Here is a 17994-nt window from a genome sequence, read left to right as displayed (position 1 = left end):
TTAGTCCATTAATCCCGCTAAAAGTGGGGAAATTTAGTGATATTTTACGGGAAGTTGGCTTTTTTATGTAGCTTTTCTTTTTTATATCGTTATATAATTTTATTTATATATCTAAATAAGGAGAAACACAAATGTTTAAATTTAAAACCCTACTGCTTTCCACCGTTGCCGCTTGTGCAATGCTTTCAGTTTCGGCACAAGCCAAACTTACGGTTTTTGCCGCAGCCTCAATGACGAATGTGTTGGAGGCTGCGAAAATCAGCTATTTGAAAGCTCACCCTGAGGAAGAAATTGATTTTTCCTTTGCCTCGTCTTCGGTGTTGGCTCGCCAAATTTCACAGGGTGCGCCCGCTGATCTGTTTGTTTCAGCTAATCAAAAATGGATGGATTTTTTGGCAGAGAAAAATAGCATTGTGCCTGAAACACGAACCAATTTAGTGCAAAATGCGTTGGTGATGATTGCACCGAAAAACAGCCAAATTGCACAGATTGATGTTAAAAATCCGCAATGGCAAGCGGCTCTCAATGGCAGTTATTTAGCGGTGGGCGATCCCGCGCACGTTCCTGCGGGGAAATATGCTCAAGAGGCGCTCACTTCGTTAAATCAATGGGCTGGGGTTGAAGATAAATTGGCTCGAGCAAACAATGTGCGTGCTGCCTTAGCTTTGGTGGAACAAGGGGAATCGCCATTAGGTATTGTGTATGCTACAGATGCTGTCGCAAGCCAAAAAGTGAAAGTGGTTGCCACCTTTCCTGCGGATTCGCACGCGCCGATCGAATATCCCGCTGCCATTGTTACAGGGCATAATAACCCTGAGAGCGAAGCGTTTTTAGCCTATTTAAAATCGGATGAAGCAAAAGCGATTTTCCAAAAATTTGGTTTTATGGTGAAATAGTCGCTCGTTTGTGGAATGGATAATTTTGTAATGAATGGAATGGATTTTTTTCACCTCTCTCAAGGGGAACTGAATGCCATCGCGTTGAGCGTGAAAGTGGCAGTGGTTTCCGTCTTGGCAGGCTTGCCACTAGCCATTTTTGTGGCGTGGTTGTTGGCTCGCAAACATTTTTGGGGAAAATCGCTATTAAACGGGATTATCCATTTACCCCTCGTTCTGCCCCCTGTGGTGGTGGGCTATTTGTTACTGATTTCAATGGGGCGAAACGGGATCATTGGGCGATATTTATTGCAATGGTTCGACTTTAGCTTTGGCTTTAATTGGTATGGGGCGGCATTGGCTTCGGCGATCGTTGCTTTTCCTTTGGTGGTGCGATCCATTCGCTTAGCTTTAGAAAATGTGGATTTTAAATTAGAGCAAGCCGCTCGAACGCTAGGGGCTTCCGCCGTACGAACCTTTTTTACTATCACCTTGCCCCTAGCTTTGCCCGGTGTCCTCGCAGGGGTGATTTTGGGCTTTGCACGCTCGTTGGGTGAATTTGGGGCGACCATCACCTTTGTGTCTAACATACCAAAAGTTACCCAAACCATTCCCCTTGCGATGTTTTCCTTTATTGAAACACCAGGGGCGGAGGGGGCAGCGGCTCGCTTATGTGGGATCGCCATTGTTATTGCTCTCATTTCCTTATTGCTTTCAGAATGGCTTGCGAAATACACACAAAAACGTTTAGGACAATCCGATGTTAGAAATTAATGTACAAAAAACATTAGGCAAACTTCACTTTTCGGCGAATTTAACCTTGCCAAATCAAGGCGTTACGGGCATATTCGGGTTGTCTGGCTCGGGCAAAACCACCTTGATTAACCTCGTCAGCGGATTATTACAGCCTGACGCGGGCTACATTCGCTTGAATGGACGCGAGTTAGTGAATTGTGCTAAGGGGATTTGCCTCCCGCCCAACCAACGGAAAATGGGCTATGTGTTTCAAGATGCCCGTTTATTTCCGCATTATCGGGTTAAGGGAAATTTGTGCTACGGAATGAAAAAGGGAACTGATGGGGAAACCTTTGAACGCGTCGTGCAACTACTCGGCATAGAACCCTTGCTAAAACGCTACCCGATCACCTTATCTGGCGGCGAAAAACAACGCGTTGCTATTGGACGTGCCTTGCTCTCTAAGCCCGATATGTTATTGATGGACGAACCGCTTTCGGCCTTGGATCTTCCGCGTAAAAGGGAATTGTTGGATTATCTGGACAAACTCACGAAAGATATTTCCATTCCTATTTTATATGTTACTCACAGCCTTGAGGAATTACAGCGTTTGGCTCAGCAGGTTGTGCTATTAGATCAAGGTAAAGTGAAAGCCTATGAGCGTTTAAATAATCTGTTAAATAACCCGTTATTTAAACAATGGAAAATGGCGGAATAAAGATAACCTTTTTATTTCAAAAAATTCTAATTTAAATGACCATAGATATAATTTTCCTTATAGCAAGAAATTGGCTCGTCTCCTTTGAACGTAAGCATTGAGATGGTTGTTTTCGAGTAGTTGTAGAAGAAATGTTTGAAATTCCGTTGGGTAATGGTTTCCTATAAAAAATCTGCTCCTTAATTCTTGGAAGATGTCCAGCGTTTGGGGAGCAGATCAAAGTGTGGTGTTTTTTTGTGATATTGAAATTACATTTTCTCTACGGTTTTAATCCCTAGCAGATCCAACCCTTGTTTTAAGGTTTTCTCTGTCAGCAATGCCAATTTCAAACGGCTGAGTTTAATGCTTTCATCTTCATTGTTAAGAATTGGGCAATGCTCGTAGAAACTTGAGAACACGCCAGCCAATTCATAAAGATAAGCACAAAGAATATGTGGTGAGCCTTCTTTTGCCACTTGTTGGATTGCTTCTTCAAACTGGAGCAATTTAATGGCTAAAGCGCACTCTTTTTCATCGACCACTTTGATTGGTGCATCTGCAAGCTGTGCAGGGCTAATGCCGGCTTTGTTGAAAATGGAACGGATACGCGTGTAAGCATATTGCATATAAGGCGCGGTGTTGCCTTCAAAGCTAAGCATATTATCCCAATCGAACACATAATCGGTGGTGCGATTTTTGGATAAATCCGCATATTTCACTGAGCCAATTCCTACCGCTTCAACCACGGCGGCTTTTTCTTCTGGAGAAAGTGCGGTGCTTTTTTCGCTAATTAATTTATCCGCACGCTCAATGGCTTCGTCAAGAAGATCCGCTAATTTTACTGTGCCACCGCTACGGGTTTTGAAGGGTTTGCCATCTTTGCCAAGCATCATTCCAAAGTTTTTATGCTCTAATTGGAAGCTCTCTGGCACATAACCTGCTTTGCGGGTAATCAACCACGCTTGTTGCATATGTTGGCTTTGACGGGTATCCGAGAACACCAATACGCGATCGGCGTTTAAGGTTTCATAACGATATTTTGCGGCGGCGATGTCAGTGGTAGTGTATAAAAATCCACCATCTTTTTTCTGCACGATCACGCCCATTGGATCGCCATCTTTGTTTTTAAATTCATCAAGATAAACCACCAATGCACCGTCATCTTCCACGGCTAATCCTTGTGCTTTTAAATCTTCCACAATGGCAGGGAGCATTGGGTTATACAGGCTTTCGCCCATCACATCTTTTTCTGTCAGAGTAACATTTAAGCGATCATAATTGCGTTGATTTTGTTGCATTGTAATATCAACCAATTTTTTCCACATTGCACGGCAGTATTCATCGCCACTTTGCAATTTCACCACATAACCGCGGGCTTTTTCAGCAAAGGCCTCATCATTGTCGTAATGTTCTTTCGCCGCACGGTAAAAGGCTTCTAAATCGCTTAATTCCATTTCACTGGCGTGTTCATTTTCCATTTTTTCTAAATAGGCGATGAGCATACCGAATTGCGTTCCCCAGTCGCCAACGTGGTTAGCACGGATCACCTTATGCCCTAAAAATTCAAGGGTACGCACCACGGCATCACCAATAATGGTTGAACGCAAATGCCCAACGTGCATTTCTTTTGCTACATTAGGTGAAGAATAATCCGCCACGATGATTTCTTTTTTATCCGTGTGAATGCCAAGGTGATCATCTTTTAATGCGGTTTGCACATTATCCGCAAGCCAAGTTGGTGAAAGAAAAATATTAATAAAGCCAGGGCCTGCAATCTCAATTTTGTCGGCAATAGGGCTAAGGTCAAGATGTTCTAGTACTTTTTGTGCAAATTCACGGGGATTTAAACCCAATTTTTTCGCTGCTGCCATAATGCCATTAGCTTGATAATCGCCAAATTGTGGTTTGTTAGATTGGCGTACTAGGGCTTCGCATTGTTCATCAGCCCCCGCTTGGAGCATTGCGTGCTTAATTTTGTCAGATAAAATGGATTGAATATTCACGGTTTATCCTTAATTTTAAATTGTGGAAATAAAATAATTCGTTATGATACCGTTCTTTCCTTATTAAGACAAAAAATAAAGTAAGAAAATATGACAACATCAGAACGAAGTACTTTTTTATTTGAAAATCCTTTCTTTTCTCACAATGCATTTGTCAAATTTGAGTAAAATATTTTACAGCTTGCCAAAAAAATGGCATTACCATTGCAAAATTATGAAATTGACCACATAGCCGTGCGAGTAAATACAGAACAGTCTGCACAGCGTTGGCTAAGTGAATTAACAAAGTGCGGTAAAATTTTGAGCAGTAATTTGGTGAATGGAAGAAAAATCTACCTAATTCAGCTTGATAAACCATTAATAATTGCTAATCAGCTTGTTGATGTTATCGAGCTGCCTTTTCCCAAAAATAAACAATATCCACAAGAAGGGTGGGAACATATTGAGGTGGTTATTCCTTTTTTGCCTAAGGAAACAACAAATGAATGGATTGAACGCATAAATTCTTATTTTCTATGGAATAAAATATCAGAGGTGAGCATTAAAATAAGCACACCGAAAGTAGAGGGGGAAACATTAGCAAATCCTTCTATTGCTGTGAGTTTTGTGAATAGTGAGGGGCATCATTGCTGTATTAAAGTACATCCTTATCATATCAAAAGAGTAGTTATTTCTTAGATCAAAAATTCTATCTAATTGGAACTATACTCAAAATTGAGCTATTTTCTTTTTGCATTTAGTTTTAAATATAATAATTAAGATTTTTGATACAGATAGAAAAATATTTCAGTATAAAGTACTTTTCTTTTTTACAAATTGGATTTCCCCGTTCTTTTACTTAAACCCCACTGCAATTTGGTATATGATAAGCGGTAAATTTTAGTGTGATGTAAAAGTAATTTATGGCAAAACAACCTTCCTCTGGGCAAAAAAATGTTGCTCGAGATAAAAAAATAGAACAAATCAACGTTCCACCGCATTCCATTGAAGCGGAGCAGGCGGTGATCGGCGGAATGTTGCTCACTAACACCCATTGGGATGCGGTGGCTGAGCGGATTATCGCGGACGATTTTTATACTTTTGAACATCGTTTGATCTTCCAAGAAATTATGAATTTGATCCGTCAAAATCAACCTGTGGATCTATTAACCCTTGATGAAGCCTTGAAAAATCGTGGTGTGAGCGAAGAAGTGGGCGGTTTTGCCTATTTAGCGGAGCTTTCCAACAATACGCCGAGTGCGGCGAATATTATTGCTTATGCCGACATTGTGCGAGAAAAAGCGATTTTACGCGAGTTAATCGGGGTCAGTAACCGCATTGCGGAGATGAGCTATCAAACCAAAGGGCGAGATTCTAAAGATATTTTAGACGAAGCGGAACGTGAAGTGTTTGCCATTGCCGAGAAGCGGACGACATCAAACGAAGGCCCGCAGAATATTATCGAAATTCTGGGAAAAACCATTGATAAAATCGAAACCTTGAGCCAAAGTGCAACCCACAATGGGGTAACAGGGGTTACCACAGGGTTTATTGATTTGGACAAAAAAACCGCAGGGTTACAGCCTTCGGATCTGATTATCGTGGCAGCCCGCCCTTCAATGGGGAAAACCACTTTCGCGATGAATTTATGTGAAAATGCCGCCTTGGCGAGTGATAAACCTGTGCTAGTGTTCAGTTTAGAGATGCCAGCCGAACAAATTATGATGCGTTCTTTGGCCTCTCTTTCCCGCGTGGATCAAACCAAGATCCGTACAGGGCAAGGGCTAGATGATGAGGATTGGTCGAAAATTGGTAGCACGTTAGGCATTTTCAAACAAAAACCGAATTTATATATTGATGATTCTTCAGGGCTTACGCCAACGGAGTTGCGTTCGCGAGCAAGGCGGGTGTATCGTGAAAACGGTGGGCTAAGTTTGATTATGGTGGACTATTTACAATTAATGCGTGCGCCTGCATTTTCTGATAACCGAACCCTCGAAATTGCGGAAATTTCTCGCTCATTGAAAGCCTTAGCGAAAGAGTTGGAAGTGCCAGTGATTGCCCTTTCACAGCTCAACCGTACCTTGGAAAACCGTGCGGATAAACGCCCTGTCAATTCCGATTTGCGGGAATCTGGCTCTATTGAGCAAGACGCGGATTTGATTATGTTTATTTATCGCGATGAAGTCTATAACGACAATTCAGAAGATAAGGGGATTGCTGAGATTATTATCGGTAAACAGCGTAATGGACCAATTGGGCGAGTGCGGTTGAAATTCCAAGGGCAATATTCGCGTTTTGATAATTTGTTAGACCAACCTGAGTATATTCACGAGTAGGAAAATGAATGTAAAACCCGCAACGGCAAAAATTAGTTCACAGGCATTAAAACAAAATATTGAGATTATTAAGCAAAAAGCCCCGCAAAGCAAAGTGATTGCAGTGGTGAAAGCTAATGCTTATGGACACGGCGTGGCGTTTGTGGCTGCCGCGTTAGAAGAGATGGTGGATTACTTCGGCGTGGCACGGCTTGAAGAAGCACTTACTTTACGCTCTAACGGCATCACCAAGCCGATTTTATTGTTGGAGGGCTTCTTTCACGACAAAGATTTGCCTATTTTGGCAGTGAATAATATTCAAACCATCGTGCATAACGCGGAACAATTACAGGCGTTACAACAAGCGAAATTGCCAAATCCGATTAAAGTATGGCTGAAAATTGACACGGGAATGCACCGCCTTGGTGTAGCACTTGATGAGGTGGGGTATTTTTGCCAACAATTAGAAAAATGTGAAAATATCGAACCGCACTTTGGTTTTGTCAGCCATTTTAGCCGAGCCGATGAGCTGGAATCAGATTATACGCAAAAACAACTGAATGCCTTTTTACAAGCCACCGCAGGCAAAGCGGGGGAGCGAAGTATCGCCGCTTCAGGGGGAATTTTATTCTGGCAAGATTCTCATTTAGATTGGATTCGCCCGGGGATTATTCTCTACGGCATTTCCCCTAATAATACCCCGAGCCAAGAATATGGCTTAACTCCCGTGATGACGCTCACCTCCTCGCTGATCGCTGTGCGTGAGCATAAAAAGGGCGAACCTGTGGGTTATGGCGGAAAATGGATCAGCGAAAAAGACACCAAAATTGGCGTAGTCGCCATTGGCTATGGCGATGGCTATCCGCGAGATATGCCAATGGGAACACCCGTTTATCTTAATGGTCGCCGTGTGCCGATTGTGGGCAGAGTATCAATGGATATGCTCACGGTGGATCTTGGGGCAGACAGCCAAGATCAAGTGGGCGATGAAGTGATTTTATGGGGTAAGGAATTGCCTATCGAAGAAATCGCAGCAATAAGCGGCATTTTAAGTTATGAATTAATAACAAAACTCACCCCACGAGTTTTGACGGAATATGTTGATTAAATATGTGTAGCATTTTGGGTTCCCTTTCAGCGTTGCCCGAATGGAAGTTAAATTTTTAGGCGAAAAAAATTGTAATTTTGCGAAGCAAAATCTCTTTTTTCGCCGCCCGAAAAATTTGACTGGAATGAGGAAAAGCAACGCTGCAAGGGTGTGTTTCTTTTGTCTACTTTGCTTTGCACAAGCAAAGAAAAGTAGGTCGCCCTTCAGGGCGAAACCTGAATTGCTATAAGGTTATTTAACTGATTAAATTTGAATTTATTTTACTATTAAGAAGGAAACTCAAATGAAAAACATCAACCCAACTACCACTAACGCGTGGAAAGCCTTAGAACAACACAAAAGCAACCTAGGCGAAACTACAATCCAGCAACTATTTGCACAAGAACCGAATCGTTTTAAAGATTATTCTTTAACCTTTGATAACGAGATTTTGGTGGATTACTCAAAAAATAACCTTACCCAAGAAACTTTAGGGTTATTACGTCAATTAGCAGAAGAATGTGGCTTGCAAGAAGCCACAGAAGCAATGTTCACTGGGGAAAAAATCAACCGCACGGAAAATCGTGCCGTTTTACACACCGCACTTCGTAATCGCTCAAATACACCAGTATTAGTGGACGGCAAAGATGTAATGCCAGAAGTGAATGCGGTGCTGGCGAAAATGAAATCTTTCTGCGATCGCGTGATTTCAGGTGAATGGAAAGGCTACACAGGCAAAGCCATTACTGATGTGATTAACATCGGCATCGGCGGCTCGGATTTAGGGCCTTATATGGTAACGGAAGCCTTGCGTCCTTATAAAAACCACCTCAATATGCACTTTGTGTCTAACGTGGACGGCACGCATATTGCGGAAACTTTGAAAAAAGTGAACCCAGAAACCACCCTTGTGTTAGTGGCATCAAAAACCTTTACCACCCAAGAAACAATGACCAACGCAAATTCTGCCCGTGATTGGTTCTTAGCCAGTGCGAAAGAAGAAGCTCACATCGCAAAACACTTTGCCGCCCTTTCTACTAACGCAAAAGAAGTGGAAAAATTCGGCATTGATACCGCAAATATGTTTGAATTCTGGGATTGGGTTGGCGGACGCTATTCCTTATGGTCAGCCATTGGCTTATCTATCGCCCTTTCTATTGGCTTTGAAAATTTTGAAGCGTTATTATCGGGTGCACACGAAATGGATAAACATTTCCGCAACACGCCATTATCACAAAATATTCCAGCCACCCTTGCCTTAGTGGGCTTGTGGAATACCAATTTCCTTGGTGCACAAACCGAAGCGATTTTACCATACGACCAATATTTACACCGTTTCGCTGCTTATTTCCAACAAGGCAATATGGAATCAAACGGAAAATATGTGGGACGTGATGGCAAAGTGGTGGATTATCAAACAGGCCCAATTATCTGGGGTGAACCTGGGACAAACGGACAACACGCGTTCTATCAATTAATTCACCAAGGTAAAATTTTAATTCCTTGTGATTTCATTGCTCCAGCGCAAACCCACAACCCACTTTCAGATCATCATCTGAAATTATTATCTAACTTCTTCGCACAAACTGAAGCCCTTGCTTTCGGCAAAAGCAAAGAAGAAGTGGAAGCGGAATTTGTCAAAGCGGGCAAAACCCTTGAAGAAGTGAAAGACATCGTGCCGTTTAAAGTGTTCACGGGTAACAAACCAACCAACTCAATCTTATTGCAAAAAATCACCCCATTTAGCTTGGGCACACTCATTGCAATGTACGAACACAAAATCTTCACCCAAGGTGTAATCTTCAACATTTTCAGCTTTGACCAATGGGGCGTAGAGCTTGGTAAACAGCTCGCCAACCGCATTTTACCAGAGCTTGAAAATAACAACGAAATTACCAGCCACGATAGTTCAACTAATGGGTTGATCAATCAGTATAAGGCGTGGCGTTAAAATGGTGTTACCTAAGGTGTGTGAAAATTAATCACATTTAATCATCATAGAAAACTGCTTTTAATATTGCATTAAAAGCAGTTTTTTCATTACTAAATAGTGATATTGTGATAAATATCATTTTTCTCGTATTTGGGGAAGCGTTTACGAGAGGTATTATGTAGATGAATTTATTAAATGCTAGTCTTCCAATAGGTAATTATCATTCCACAATTCTTCTAAATATTCCATTAGGCGTTCTTTTTCTTCTTTATTTTTAAAGCCAGAAATCTCTACGCCAGCTGCACTAGAAAAGCGAATACGAATTTGAACGTCGTCAAATTTTTCACTAATTTTTTTGGGTAAAATTTCTTGCAATTTAGCAATGATTTTTAGTTGGTATTCTTGGCGTGCTTTGTCATTTTCTTTCATAAAACGAATATCTAATTGTTTCATTGTATCCTCTCTTGTTTTATGGTTATTTAATTTTGAAATGATCTCAGCTTGCTTTACTGTACGATGTTTACTTTTTACGACCTTTTAAATTTAAATGAAAATATTAGTAAAAATGCTAAAAATTTACACCGCACTTTATTTATAAGCTAAGCTGCAAATCTTGTTTTCTTGTTAGATTTTATTTGATGAATAGTATTAGTAATTATCCCAATAATAGGAAGTGTTGCCCATTTATCGCATTTTATGCTATTCATTTTCGCATCAAGAGGGAGGAAAATGAATTCTTTCCCACTATAGGCAACAAACTCATAGATGCAGAATTTATGATCTTGTTCCATTACCACTAAATCTCCTATGCTTAGGTGTTCACTTTTCTCAACAACAAGCATATCACCGATTTCAATTCCCCAAGCGAGCATATGGGGGTTAGTCACTTGGATAAAACAAGTTTTTTGTGGGTGTTTAATACAGTAAAGGTTTAGATCAAGTTTTCTATTTGATGTAGAGGCAAAGGAACCATTGTCTGTTAGGAATGGCATTGGCTGATAAGATAGCTGAACTTGTTGGGTGAAAGAATTCATCGTAGTTCTCCAAAGTTTACTGGTTGTTTATACAGTTCTATGATACTGTTGTTTTGTACAGTTGGTCAATAGGGGAAAGTAAAAATTTTTTCTATATATAAAAGAAACATTTTAGAAGGGAATATGTTTTATTTAATTTTTTAGAAAAAATTTCATTATTTATGTGAATAATAGGGGGAAATTTCCGATTTTATATTTTCTTTCATAAAAATTTAGGCTATCTTTATAACGCTAGGGGGAGCTGAATTAGATCCAAATATTAACAATAATCTGCGATTGCAATATCCGTTAGCATTCTCAGTTTAGACACAACATTGTAAATTATTATGAACACATCTCGTTTATATTCACTATTTTTTCAAGGAAGCTTAGTCAAACGTATTTCTATTGGTTTACTGTTAGGCTTGCTTATCGCATTAATTTCGCCCAGCTTGCAAGGCGTATTAGGTTTCAGTATAGCGGAAAAAGTTGGCTTTTTAGGTAAAGTTTTTGTCCGTTCATTGCGTGCTGTTGCACCGATTTTAGTTTTCTTATTGGTAATTTCTGCGATTGCCAACAAACGTATTGGGGCACAAAGTAATATGAAATCTGTGGTGATTTTATATTTATTAGGTACATTTCTTGCTGCATTAACTGCGGTGTTATTTAGCTTCGCATTTCCAACAGAGATTGCTTTGCAAACTCAAGATAATTCGTTAACACCACCAAGTGAGGTTTCGCAAGTTTTAGGCACATTAGTGTTAAATGTGGTGGATAACCCAATTAATGCCTTATTTAATGCTAACTTTATTGGAATTCTCTCTTGGGCGATTGGTTTAGGGGTGGTATTACGTCACGCTTCTGATACGACCAAAAATGTGATGAACGATCTTTCTGAAGGTGTTTCAAAAATTGTTTACTTCATCATTAGCTTTGCACCAATTGGAGTATTTGGCTTGGTGGCTGAAACCCTTGCGGATAAAGGCTTAGGGGCATTATTGAACTATATCCAATTATTGTTTGTATTAATTGGAGCTATGCTTTTTACTGCATTTGTGGTGAACCCAATTTTAGTTTATTGGAAAATCCGACGTAATCCATATCCACTTATCTGGACTTGCGTACGCGAAAGTGGATTAACGGCATTCTTTACGCGTAGTTCAGCTGCTAATATTCCAGTGAATATGGCATTGGCGAAACGTTTGAATTTAAAAGAAGAAACTTATTCTGTTTCGATTCCATTAGGGGCAACTATCAATATGGCTGGTGCTGCGATAACCATTACCGTATTAACGTTAGCAGCAGTGAATACTTTAGGTGTAGAAGTATCTATCCCAACTGCCGTACTATTAAGCGTAGTAGCTAGTGTTTGTGCTTGCGGAGCTTCTGGTGTTGCAGGTGGCTCATTGTTGCTTATTCCGCTTGCTTGTAGTCTTTTCGGTATTTCTAACGACATTGCAGCACAGGTAATGGGCGTGGGCTTTATTATTGGGGTGCTACAAGATTCAGCAGAAACCGCATTAAATTCCTCAACGGATGTTGTATTTACTGCGGCAGCTTGCATCGCAGAAGAAAATGCAAAACAAGGGTAAGTGATTTTTAATTACAAAACAACTTGTCTTTCACTGTTTATGATAAACATTTCAAAGAACCTACGATTTTTATCGTAGGTTTATTTTTATCACCTCTTAAAAAGTAAGCAATGTATAAGGTAGCTTTTTGATACAATTAGAGAAAATTTGCTGTTTTGAATTTGATAAAATGTGATATTTATCACGGAATTAAAAAAAGTACCAGCTTGTGAGCAGATTTTTATGCAACTTTCCTTTTTTAGTTAGAAATAAAGAAAATACTTATAATTCATAAGGTTATAAAATAGTTAAAGCAAAAGTGAGTATTTAAACTGAAAGTATTCTCTTTATCAGATTATGTGCCGTAAAACTCCGTCCTTCAGGGCGGAGATATAAGGCACAAACGGCGTAAGCCGTTTCAAACCTAACTAATCAGGTGTTTGTTGTTGCTCAATGTATTGGCGAATAATGGAAATTGGAGCGCCACCACAACTCCCTGCAAAATAAGACGGAGACCAAAGCTGATTACCCCAAAGTTTTTTGCGGATGTTCGAGTAGTTTTTCTTCCTAATCATTCGGCTTGATACACCTTTTAAACTGTTTACAAGTGTAGATACAGCCACTTTCGGTGGATATTCCACAAGTAAATGAACATGATCGTCTTCACCGTCAAATTCAACTAATTTTGCTTTAAAATCATTGCAGACGCTTTCAAAAATCAATTTGAGTTCGTCTAAAATAGCTTTCGTAAAAACATCACGGCGATATTTTGTTACAAAGACTAAGTGAACATGCATATTAAAAACACAATGTCTACCGTGCCTAATTTCTGTTTCTTTTTGCATAGACCAAGTGTAAAATGTTGAAAACTTACATTCTAAACCTTGTCAATGCAACTACGCAAAGCCTTTAAGTTCGAGATAATGCCGAATGGCGAACAAACCCGTAAAATCAAGCAATTTTGCGGTTGTTCTCGTTTTGTGTTCAATCGGGCATTGGCTTGGCAAAATGAACAATACGGGCAAGATAACAGCTTTAAGTTCAGTTACACTAAAATCGCCAACTTGCTTCCACAATGGAAAAAAGAATTAGTTTGGCTAAAAGAATGCCATTCTCAAGTGCTTCAACAGTCGCTAAAAGATCTTGAGAGTGCGTTCAAAAATTTCTTTCAGAAACGTGCCGACTTTCCAAAATTCAAGAAAAAAGGCGTGAAAGAGAGCTTTCGTTTTCCGCAAGGTTGCAAATTAGAACAGGAAAATGACCGCTTATTTTTGCCAAAAATCGGCTGGATTCGCTATCGCAACAGCCGAGATATCGTTGGTGAAATCAAAAATGTTACCGTCAGCCAAAAGTGCGGTCACTATTTTGTCAGTATTCAAACTGAATTTGAGTACGAAATCCCGACACATAAAGGCGGTGAAATCGGTATTGATATGGGCGTTGCACGTTTTGCAACATTGTCAAATGGTGAATATTTTGAACCGGTTAACGCCTTTAAAACTTACAAAGGAAAATTGGCTAAACTGCAAAAGAGGCTTAAAAATAAAGTAAAATTTAGCCAAAATTGGCAGAAATTAAAGGCGAAAATCGCCAAACTGCATCATAAAATTGCTAATTGTCGCAAAGACTTCTTGCATCAGACTTCAAGCAAAATCAGCAAAAACCACGCCATGATCTATATTGAAGATTTGCAGGTGTCAAATATGTCAAAATCAGCCAAAGGTACGGCGGAAACACCAGGCAAAAATGTTGCTGCAAAATCAGGGTTGAACCAAGCGATATTAGATCAATCTTGGTTTGAGTTTCGCCGTCAGTTGGACTACAAAACGCAATGGCAAGGTGGATTTTTAGTGGCAGTGCCAGCGCAAAATACCAGTCGAACTTGCCCTTGTTGTGGTCATGTAGCAAAAGAAAATCGCCAAACACAGGCTAATTTTGAGTGTGTAGAATGTGGCTACACAGAAAATGCCGATGTGGTTGGAGCGTTAAATGTATTGGGGCGTGGGCGAGCTATCGTCCACGCGTAATAAAATGTCAGGGCAGGACATGCCCGTAGAGCTTGTGAAGTGAACTTCATTGAGAGGTCAGCAACAAGAACCCACCGAGAGTAGCCCATTGCTTGCCAATTGGCACTAGTAGGAATCCCCATCCTTTAGGGCGGGGAGGATGTCAAATACATCATTAATATTTAATGAAAAATATTATAACTAATTGATTTTTATATTATTATTTGTCTATTTGGGCGGTGGGACATAATTTTGACAGACAGAATGATATCGTTTATATTTCCGAATATCTGATATGTTATTTAGTAAAATATCAGATAAGAAAAATTTATTTTTCTTTATATATAGCTCAATTAAAAGGAAATTTATTATGAAAAAGACACTTATCGCTTTAGCTGTAATAACAATGTTTTCAAGTGCAGCAAATGCTGCGGTCATTTATGAAAAAGAAGGTACGAAAATTGATATTGATGGTCGTATGCATTTTGAATTACGTAATGATTCAGGCAAACGTTCTGATTTACAAGATGCAGGCTCTCGTGTCCGCGTAAGAGCTTTTCAAGAAATTGGCAATGGCTTTTCTACCTATGGGGCTGTTGAGTTTCGTTTTTCTACTAAGAAAGATGGCTCAGAACAAAGTATTGGATCTGACTTAAGAGCTCACCGCTTTTTTGCAGGAATTAAACAAAAAGACATAGGGGAATTAACTTTCGGTAAACAACTCCATTTAGGTGATCTTGTCCCGAAAGCAAATTATTCTTATGATTTAGGGGCGAACTCTTTTTTTGGTGCACATAGTAAAGTAGCACATTTTATTTCTGTACCATTTAATGGTGTGAGGGTGTCTGCAGATTATTATTTTGGGAATGCAGATAGTTCGAAATCAAGTGCAATCTCAGGGGCGAGTGGTGAAACAAAAGCAGATGAAGGAAAAGGCTACGGTTTCGGCGTATTTTATGATGGCAAGTTTAATGGATTAAATGTTCGTGCCGGATCAGCTTATACAGAAGTAACCCATAGTTCAACAGGTAAAAAAGAAGATGAGTTTAAACTTAAACGTGGTGGTTTAGGGATAGATGTGAAATATTCTATTGTCACCTTCGGTATTGACTGGGCATTTGCAAAAGCAGGGAACAAAGGAAATCAAAAAGCAGAAAGTTCTCGGATTGGTTTCCAAAAAATTGGAGATTCTGTAAGCGGTTTAACATTAAATAAAAATGATCGATTCTTGGTTGGCGTGAAAGTTGATGCCACTAAACAAAATGCCGTGTATGGTGAATACTATTTTGGGAAAGGAAAGAAAGCAAACGGCGATGTGGTCAAAATGACAGGCTGGGCTTTAGGGGTTGATCATCGTTTCACTAATAACATTGCTGTTTATCTTGAAGGTGGAAAAGGAAAAGTCACAGATAAAAATGGCAAAATACTTAATAATGGCGGAAAATCAAACCGTCTTGTTGGCTTAGGTGTTCGTATGCTTTTCTAATTTAACGTTATTTATGACCCCGTTCGCAAGATTGTTGTGAATGGGGTTCTTTTGCGTAAAGAAGTAAGTAGAGGAAATTTTTTATTTAAAATTGTGATCTTGATCACTAAATGAAATGAGCTTTTTAGGAATTTTCTTTGACACCTGCACATTTTTTGTTAAGATGTTGCCAACTTCGAAAGAAGTGAAGTTGGACACTTTATTTTCTTTAAAGTTTCAACTTGGTTCTAAATTTGTTATAACAACTTTATAATTCTGAAAAGGATTCAATTATGAAAAAGACATTATTAGCATTAGCAGTTGCCGCAGTTGCAACTTCAGCAAGCGCAGCAACAGTGTACAGCAATGAAGGCACACAAGTTGGTGTGGGTGGTTACTTTGATGTAGTATTAGGTAACTATGGTAAAGGACAACGCACTGACTTACGTAATAACGAATCTCGCATTAACTTCACCGCACAACAAGATTTAGGTGATGGTTTCAAAGCCTTAGGTTATGCTCGTTTACGTTTTGATGATTTTAAAAAGGGTGTATTTGAAGACTCAAATGCAGCGACAAATACTTTTGGTAATCCAGTAACAAACAAATTATGGTTAGCTCTTGAAAAAGAAGGCGTAGGTCGTGTTTCTTTTGGTAGACAAGATACGACTGGTGACGCTGTTCAATTAAATGATAATGCTTATTTCTTAGGTGGAAATAATAATCTCCTTACTAGTGGTAAAAAAGCGGTTTCTTTCCGTTCTGCAGATTTCCAAATTGCTGAAGGGCACACATTAGGCTTTGGTGCAGATTATGTCTTTGGTGAAGCGAAGAAACATCAGCAGGCACCTGCTCTTAAAAATGGTTATGGTGTAAGTGCATTCTATGGGGCGGATTTTGGTGGTGTAACCTTGAATGTGAATGCAGGTTACACTGTTGAAAAATATGATAACGCATATACAAATAATCAGGGTGCTAATCCTAAAAAATCTTGGCGTTTAGCAACTCAACTAGGTTTGGGTGATGCAAAATTTGGTGTTGAATATGGTCAAAGTCACGCTAAAAATTTAGCAGATACTGCAAAATCTCGTCATCTTTTAGTTGCTGCTGAGTATCAAGTGTTACCAGTATCAAAAGTATTTGCACAATGGCAACGTAATGCAACAAACAAAGGACTTACTGGCACATATGCCAAAGAACTACAAAATATATACATTGTTGGTGCAGATTATGAGTTCTCTAAAAACGTTGTATCTTACGTACAATTTGCACAAGAAAGAAAAACAGAAGGCACTACAAACGGCTCAACCAAAACCAAAGACAACCGTTATGGTGTAGGTTTACGCGTTTACTTCTAATTGCGGAATCGATCACTTAACATATAAAAAAGCTACGCTAATGTCTGCACTTCAAAAGTTGGACTAAACAACTAACTGATTAAGGTGCAGATTTTTTTATTCAAAAATAAAATATATTTCTTATTTTATCGCCACCATCGACCCAAAATTAAAGCATTGAAACCACAATTCAATATGAGAAAATCCCACGAATTTTAACCGCACTTTGTGCGTTTCAATATCATCAGTACGCATCACATTTTCAAGTGCGGTGCGTTTTTGGCTCACTTCTAATTCGCTGTATCCATTGGCTCGCTTAAATTCGTGGTGCAAATCAATCAATAATTCATCGATTTTTTCATCATTAAAACGAAATTTTTCCGACAGCACCAACACCCCATTCGGATTTAGCCCTTGATAAATTTTTTCTAACAACGCGGTGCGATCTTGCGGAGGCAAAAATTGTAAAGTGAAATTTAAAATCACCATTGAGGCATTGCTGATTTCAATGTTACGAATATCATCGCACAAAATTTCAACAGGAACATCGCTATGATAAGCCTGAATATGCTGGCGACAACGTTCCACCATCGGCAACGAATTATCCACGCCAATAATTTTCACATTGGGCTGATGAATGTTGCGTCTTGCCGAAAGGGTTGCCGCACCACGAGAACAACCTAAATCATACACATTAGAATTTGGCGTTACAAAACGGCTCGCCAACATTCCGATAGCCGTGATGATATTAGAATAGCCCGGCACGGAACGCTGGATCATATCAGGGAACACTTCCGCCACATTTTCATCAAAAGTAAAATCGCCCAAATTCTTAATCGGGGCAGAAAAAATGGTATCTTTACTCATTATTTATCCTAAATGGGTTAGCAAAGTGCGGTGAAAATTCACAAAATTTCCCCCCGCACTTTATTTTGCCTGCATTTTAGAGCAAGACTGCGGTTCTCACAAATGGAA

At 39.5% G+C, this 17994-nt stretch carries 14 protein-coding genes and 2 pseudogenes; 11 read left to right on the top strand and 5 right to left on the bottom strand.

Annotated elements, in window-relative coordinates; genetic code table 11:
- The first annotated feature begins 131 nt into the window (after positions 1-131).
- From modA to modC, 3 genes and pseudogenes are all read left to right on the top strand, one after another.
- Positions 132-896 carry a molybdate ABC transporter substrate-binding protein gene (gene modA / locus DXZ23_RS09235; protein ID WP_017805766.1) on the top strand — a complete coding sequence of 255 codons (765 nt, stop codon included), beginning with the start codon at positions 132-134 and terminating at the stop codon, positions 894-896.
- Between the two features lie 30 nt (positions 897-926).
- The gene (gene modB / locus DXZ23_RS09230) at positions 927-1649 is read left to right on the top strand and encodes a molybdate ABC transporter permease subunit (RefSeq protein WP_017805765.1); all 723 of its coding nucleotides are present in this window, start codon (positions 927-929) and stop codon (positions 1647-1649) included.
- Positions 1636-2316 (top strand): annotated as a pseudogene (gene modC, locus DXZ23_RS09225) (molybdenum ABC transporter ATP-binding protein); the annotation flags it as partial. The gene modB and the pseudogene modC, both read left to right, overlap by 14 nt.
- A gap of 260 nt (positions 2317-2576) precedes the next feature.
- Here the strand turns inward: modC and argS are convergent.
- Positions 2577-4310 (bottom strand): arginine--tRNA ligase, encoded by a 1734-nt coding sequence (gene argS / locus DXZ23_RS09220; protein WP_017805763.1) that lies wholly within the window; start codon positions 4308-4310, stop codon positions 2577-2579.
- A 171-nt stretch (positions 4311-4481) separates the two neighbouring features.
- Between argS and DXZ23_RS09215 the strand changes: the two are divergent.
- From DXZ23_RS09215 to pgi, 4 genes and pseudogenes are all read left to right on the top strand, one after another.
- A pseudogene (locus tag DXZ23_RS09215) lies at positions 4482-4988 on the top strand (VOC family protein); the annotation flags it as partial.
- Positions 4989-5212: 224 nt separating this feature from the next.
- Positions 5213-6628, top strand: coding sequence for a replicative DNA helicase (locus DXZ23_RS09210; RefSeq protein ID WP_017805761.1), 1416 nt, complete (start codon positions 5213-5215; stop codon positions 6626-6628).
- Between the two features lie 4 nt (positions 6629-6632).
- A complete protein-coding gene (gene alr, locus DXZ23_RS09205) occupies positions 6633-7715 on the top strand; it encodes an alanine racemase (protein WP_017805760.1) in 1083 nt (360 codons plus the stop codon).
- A 283-nt stretch (positions 7716-7998) separates the two neighbouring features.
- A complete protein-coding gene (gene pgi / locus DXZ23_RS09195; RefSeq protein WP_017805759.1) occupies positions 7999-9645 on the top strand; it encodes a glucose-6-phosphate isomerase in 1647 nt (548 codons plus the stop codon).
- Between the two features lie 180 nt (positions 9646-9825).
- On the opposite strand, the gene DXZ23_RS09190 is transcribed toward pgi, so the two are convergent.
- Together DXZ23_RS09190 and DXZ23_RS09185 are read right to left on the bottom strand one after the other, a co-directional pair.
- Positions 9826-10080, bottom strand: a complete 255-nt coding sequence (locus tag DXZ23_RS09190; RefSeq protein WP_017805758.1) for a DinI-like family protein — start codon at positions 10078-10080, stop codon at positions 9826-9828.
- 146 nt (positions 10081-10226) lie between these two features.
- The gene (locus DXZ23_RS09185; RefSeq protein WP_017805757.1) at positions 10227-10661 is read right to left on the bottom strand and encodes a LexA family protein; all 435 of its coding nucleotides are present in this window, start codon (positions 10659-10661) and stop codon (positions 10227-10229) included.
- 326 nt (positions 10662-10987) lie between these two features.
- On the opposite strand from DXZ23_RS09185, the gene sstT reads away from it, so the two are divergent.
- Complete coding sequence (gene sstT, locus DXZ23_RS09180; protein WP_017805756.1) at positions 10988-12232, top strand: serine/threonine transporter SstT; 1245 nt, start codon at positions 10988-10990, stop codon at positions 12230-12232.
- Positions 12233-12639: 407 nt separating this feature from the next.
- Here sstT and tnpA read toward each other — a convergent pair whose 3' ends face one another.
- The gene (gene tnpA, locus DXZ23_RS09175; RefSeq protein WP_017805755.1) at positions 12640-13056 is read right to left on the bottom strand and encodes an IS200/IS605 family transposase; all 417 of its coding nucleotides are present in this window, start codon (positions 13054-13056) and stop codon (positions 12640-12642) included.
- A gap of 45 nt (positions 13057-13101) precedes the next feature.
- On the opposite strand from tnpA, the gene DXZ23_RS09170 reads away from it, so the two are divergent.
- From DXZ23_RS09170 to DXZ23_RS09160, 3 genes are all read left to right on the top strand, one after another.
- Entirely contained in the window at positions 13102-14238 is a 1137-nt protein-coding gene (locus DXZ23_RS09170) for an RNA-guided endonuclease InsQ/TnpB family protein (RefSeq protein ID WP_114995492.1), read from the top strand.
- A gap of 274 nt (positions 14239-14512) precedes the next feature.
- Entirely contained in the window at positions 14513-15703 is a 1191-nt protein-coding gene (locus DXZ23_RS09165) for a porin (protein ID WP_021724426.1), read from the top strand.
- A gap of 272 nt (positions 15704-15975) precedes the next feature.
- Positions 15976-17040, top strand: a complete 1065-nt coding sequence (locus tag DXZ23_RS09160; RefSeq protein WP_017805752.1) for a porin — start codon at positions 15976-15978, stop codon at positions 17038-17040.
- Between the two features lie 120 nt (positions 17041-17160).
- On the opposite strand, the gene cmoA is transcribed toward DXZ23_RS09160, so the two are convergent.
- A complete protein-coding gene (gene cmoA, locus DXZ23_RS09155; RefSeq protein ID WP_017805751.1) occupies positions 17161-17886 on the bottom strand; it encodes a carboxy-S-adenosyl-L-methionine synthase CmoA in 726 nt (241 codons plus the stop codon).
- Positions 17887-17994: the final 108 nt, after the last annotated feature.

It is taken from the genome of Avibacterium paragallinarum, assembly GCF_900450705.1.
Lineage (GTDB): Bacteria > Pseudomonadota > Gammaproteobacteria > Enterobacterales > Pasteurellaceae > Avibacterium > Avibacterium paragallinarum.
Note: the sequence above shows the minus strand (reverse complement) of the source record. Positions and strands in the feature narration are given on the sequence as shown.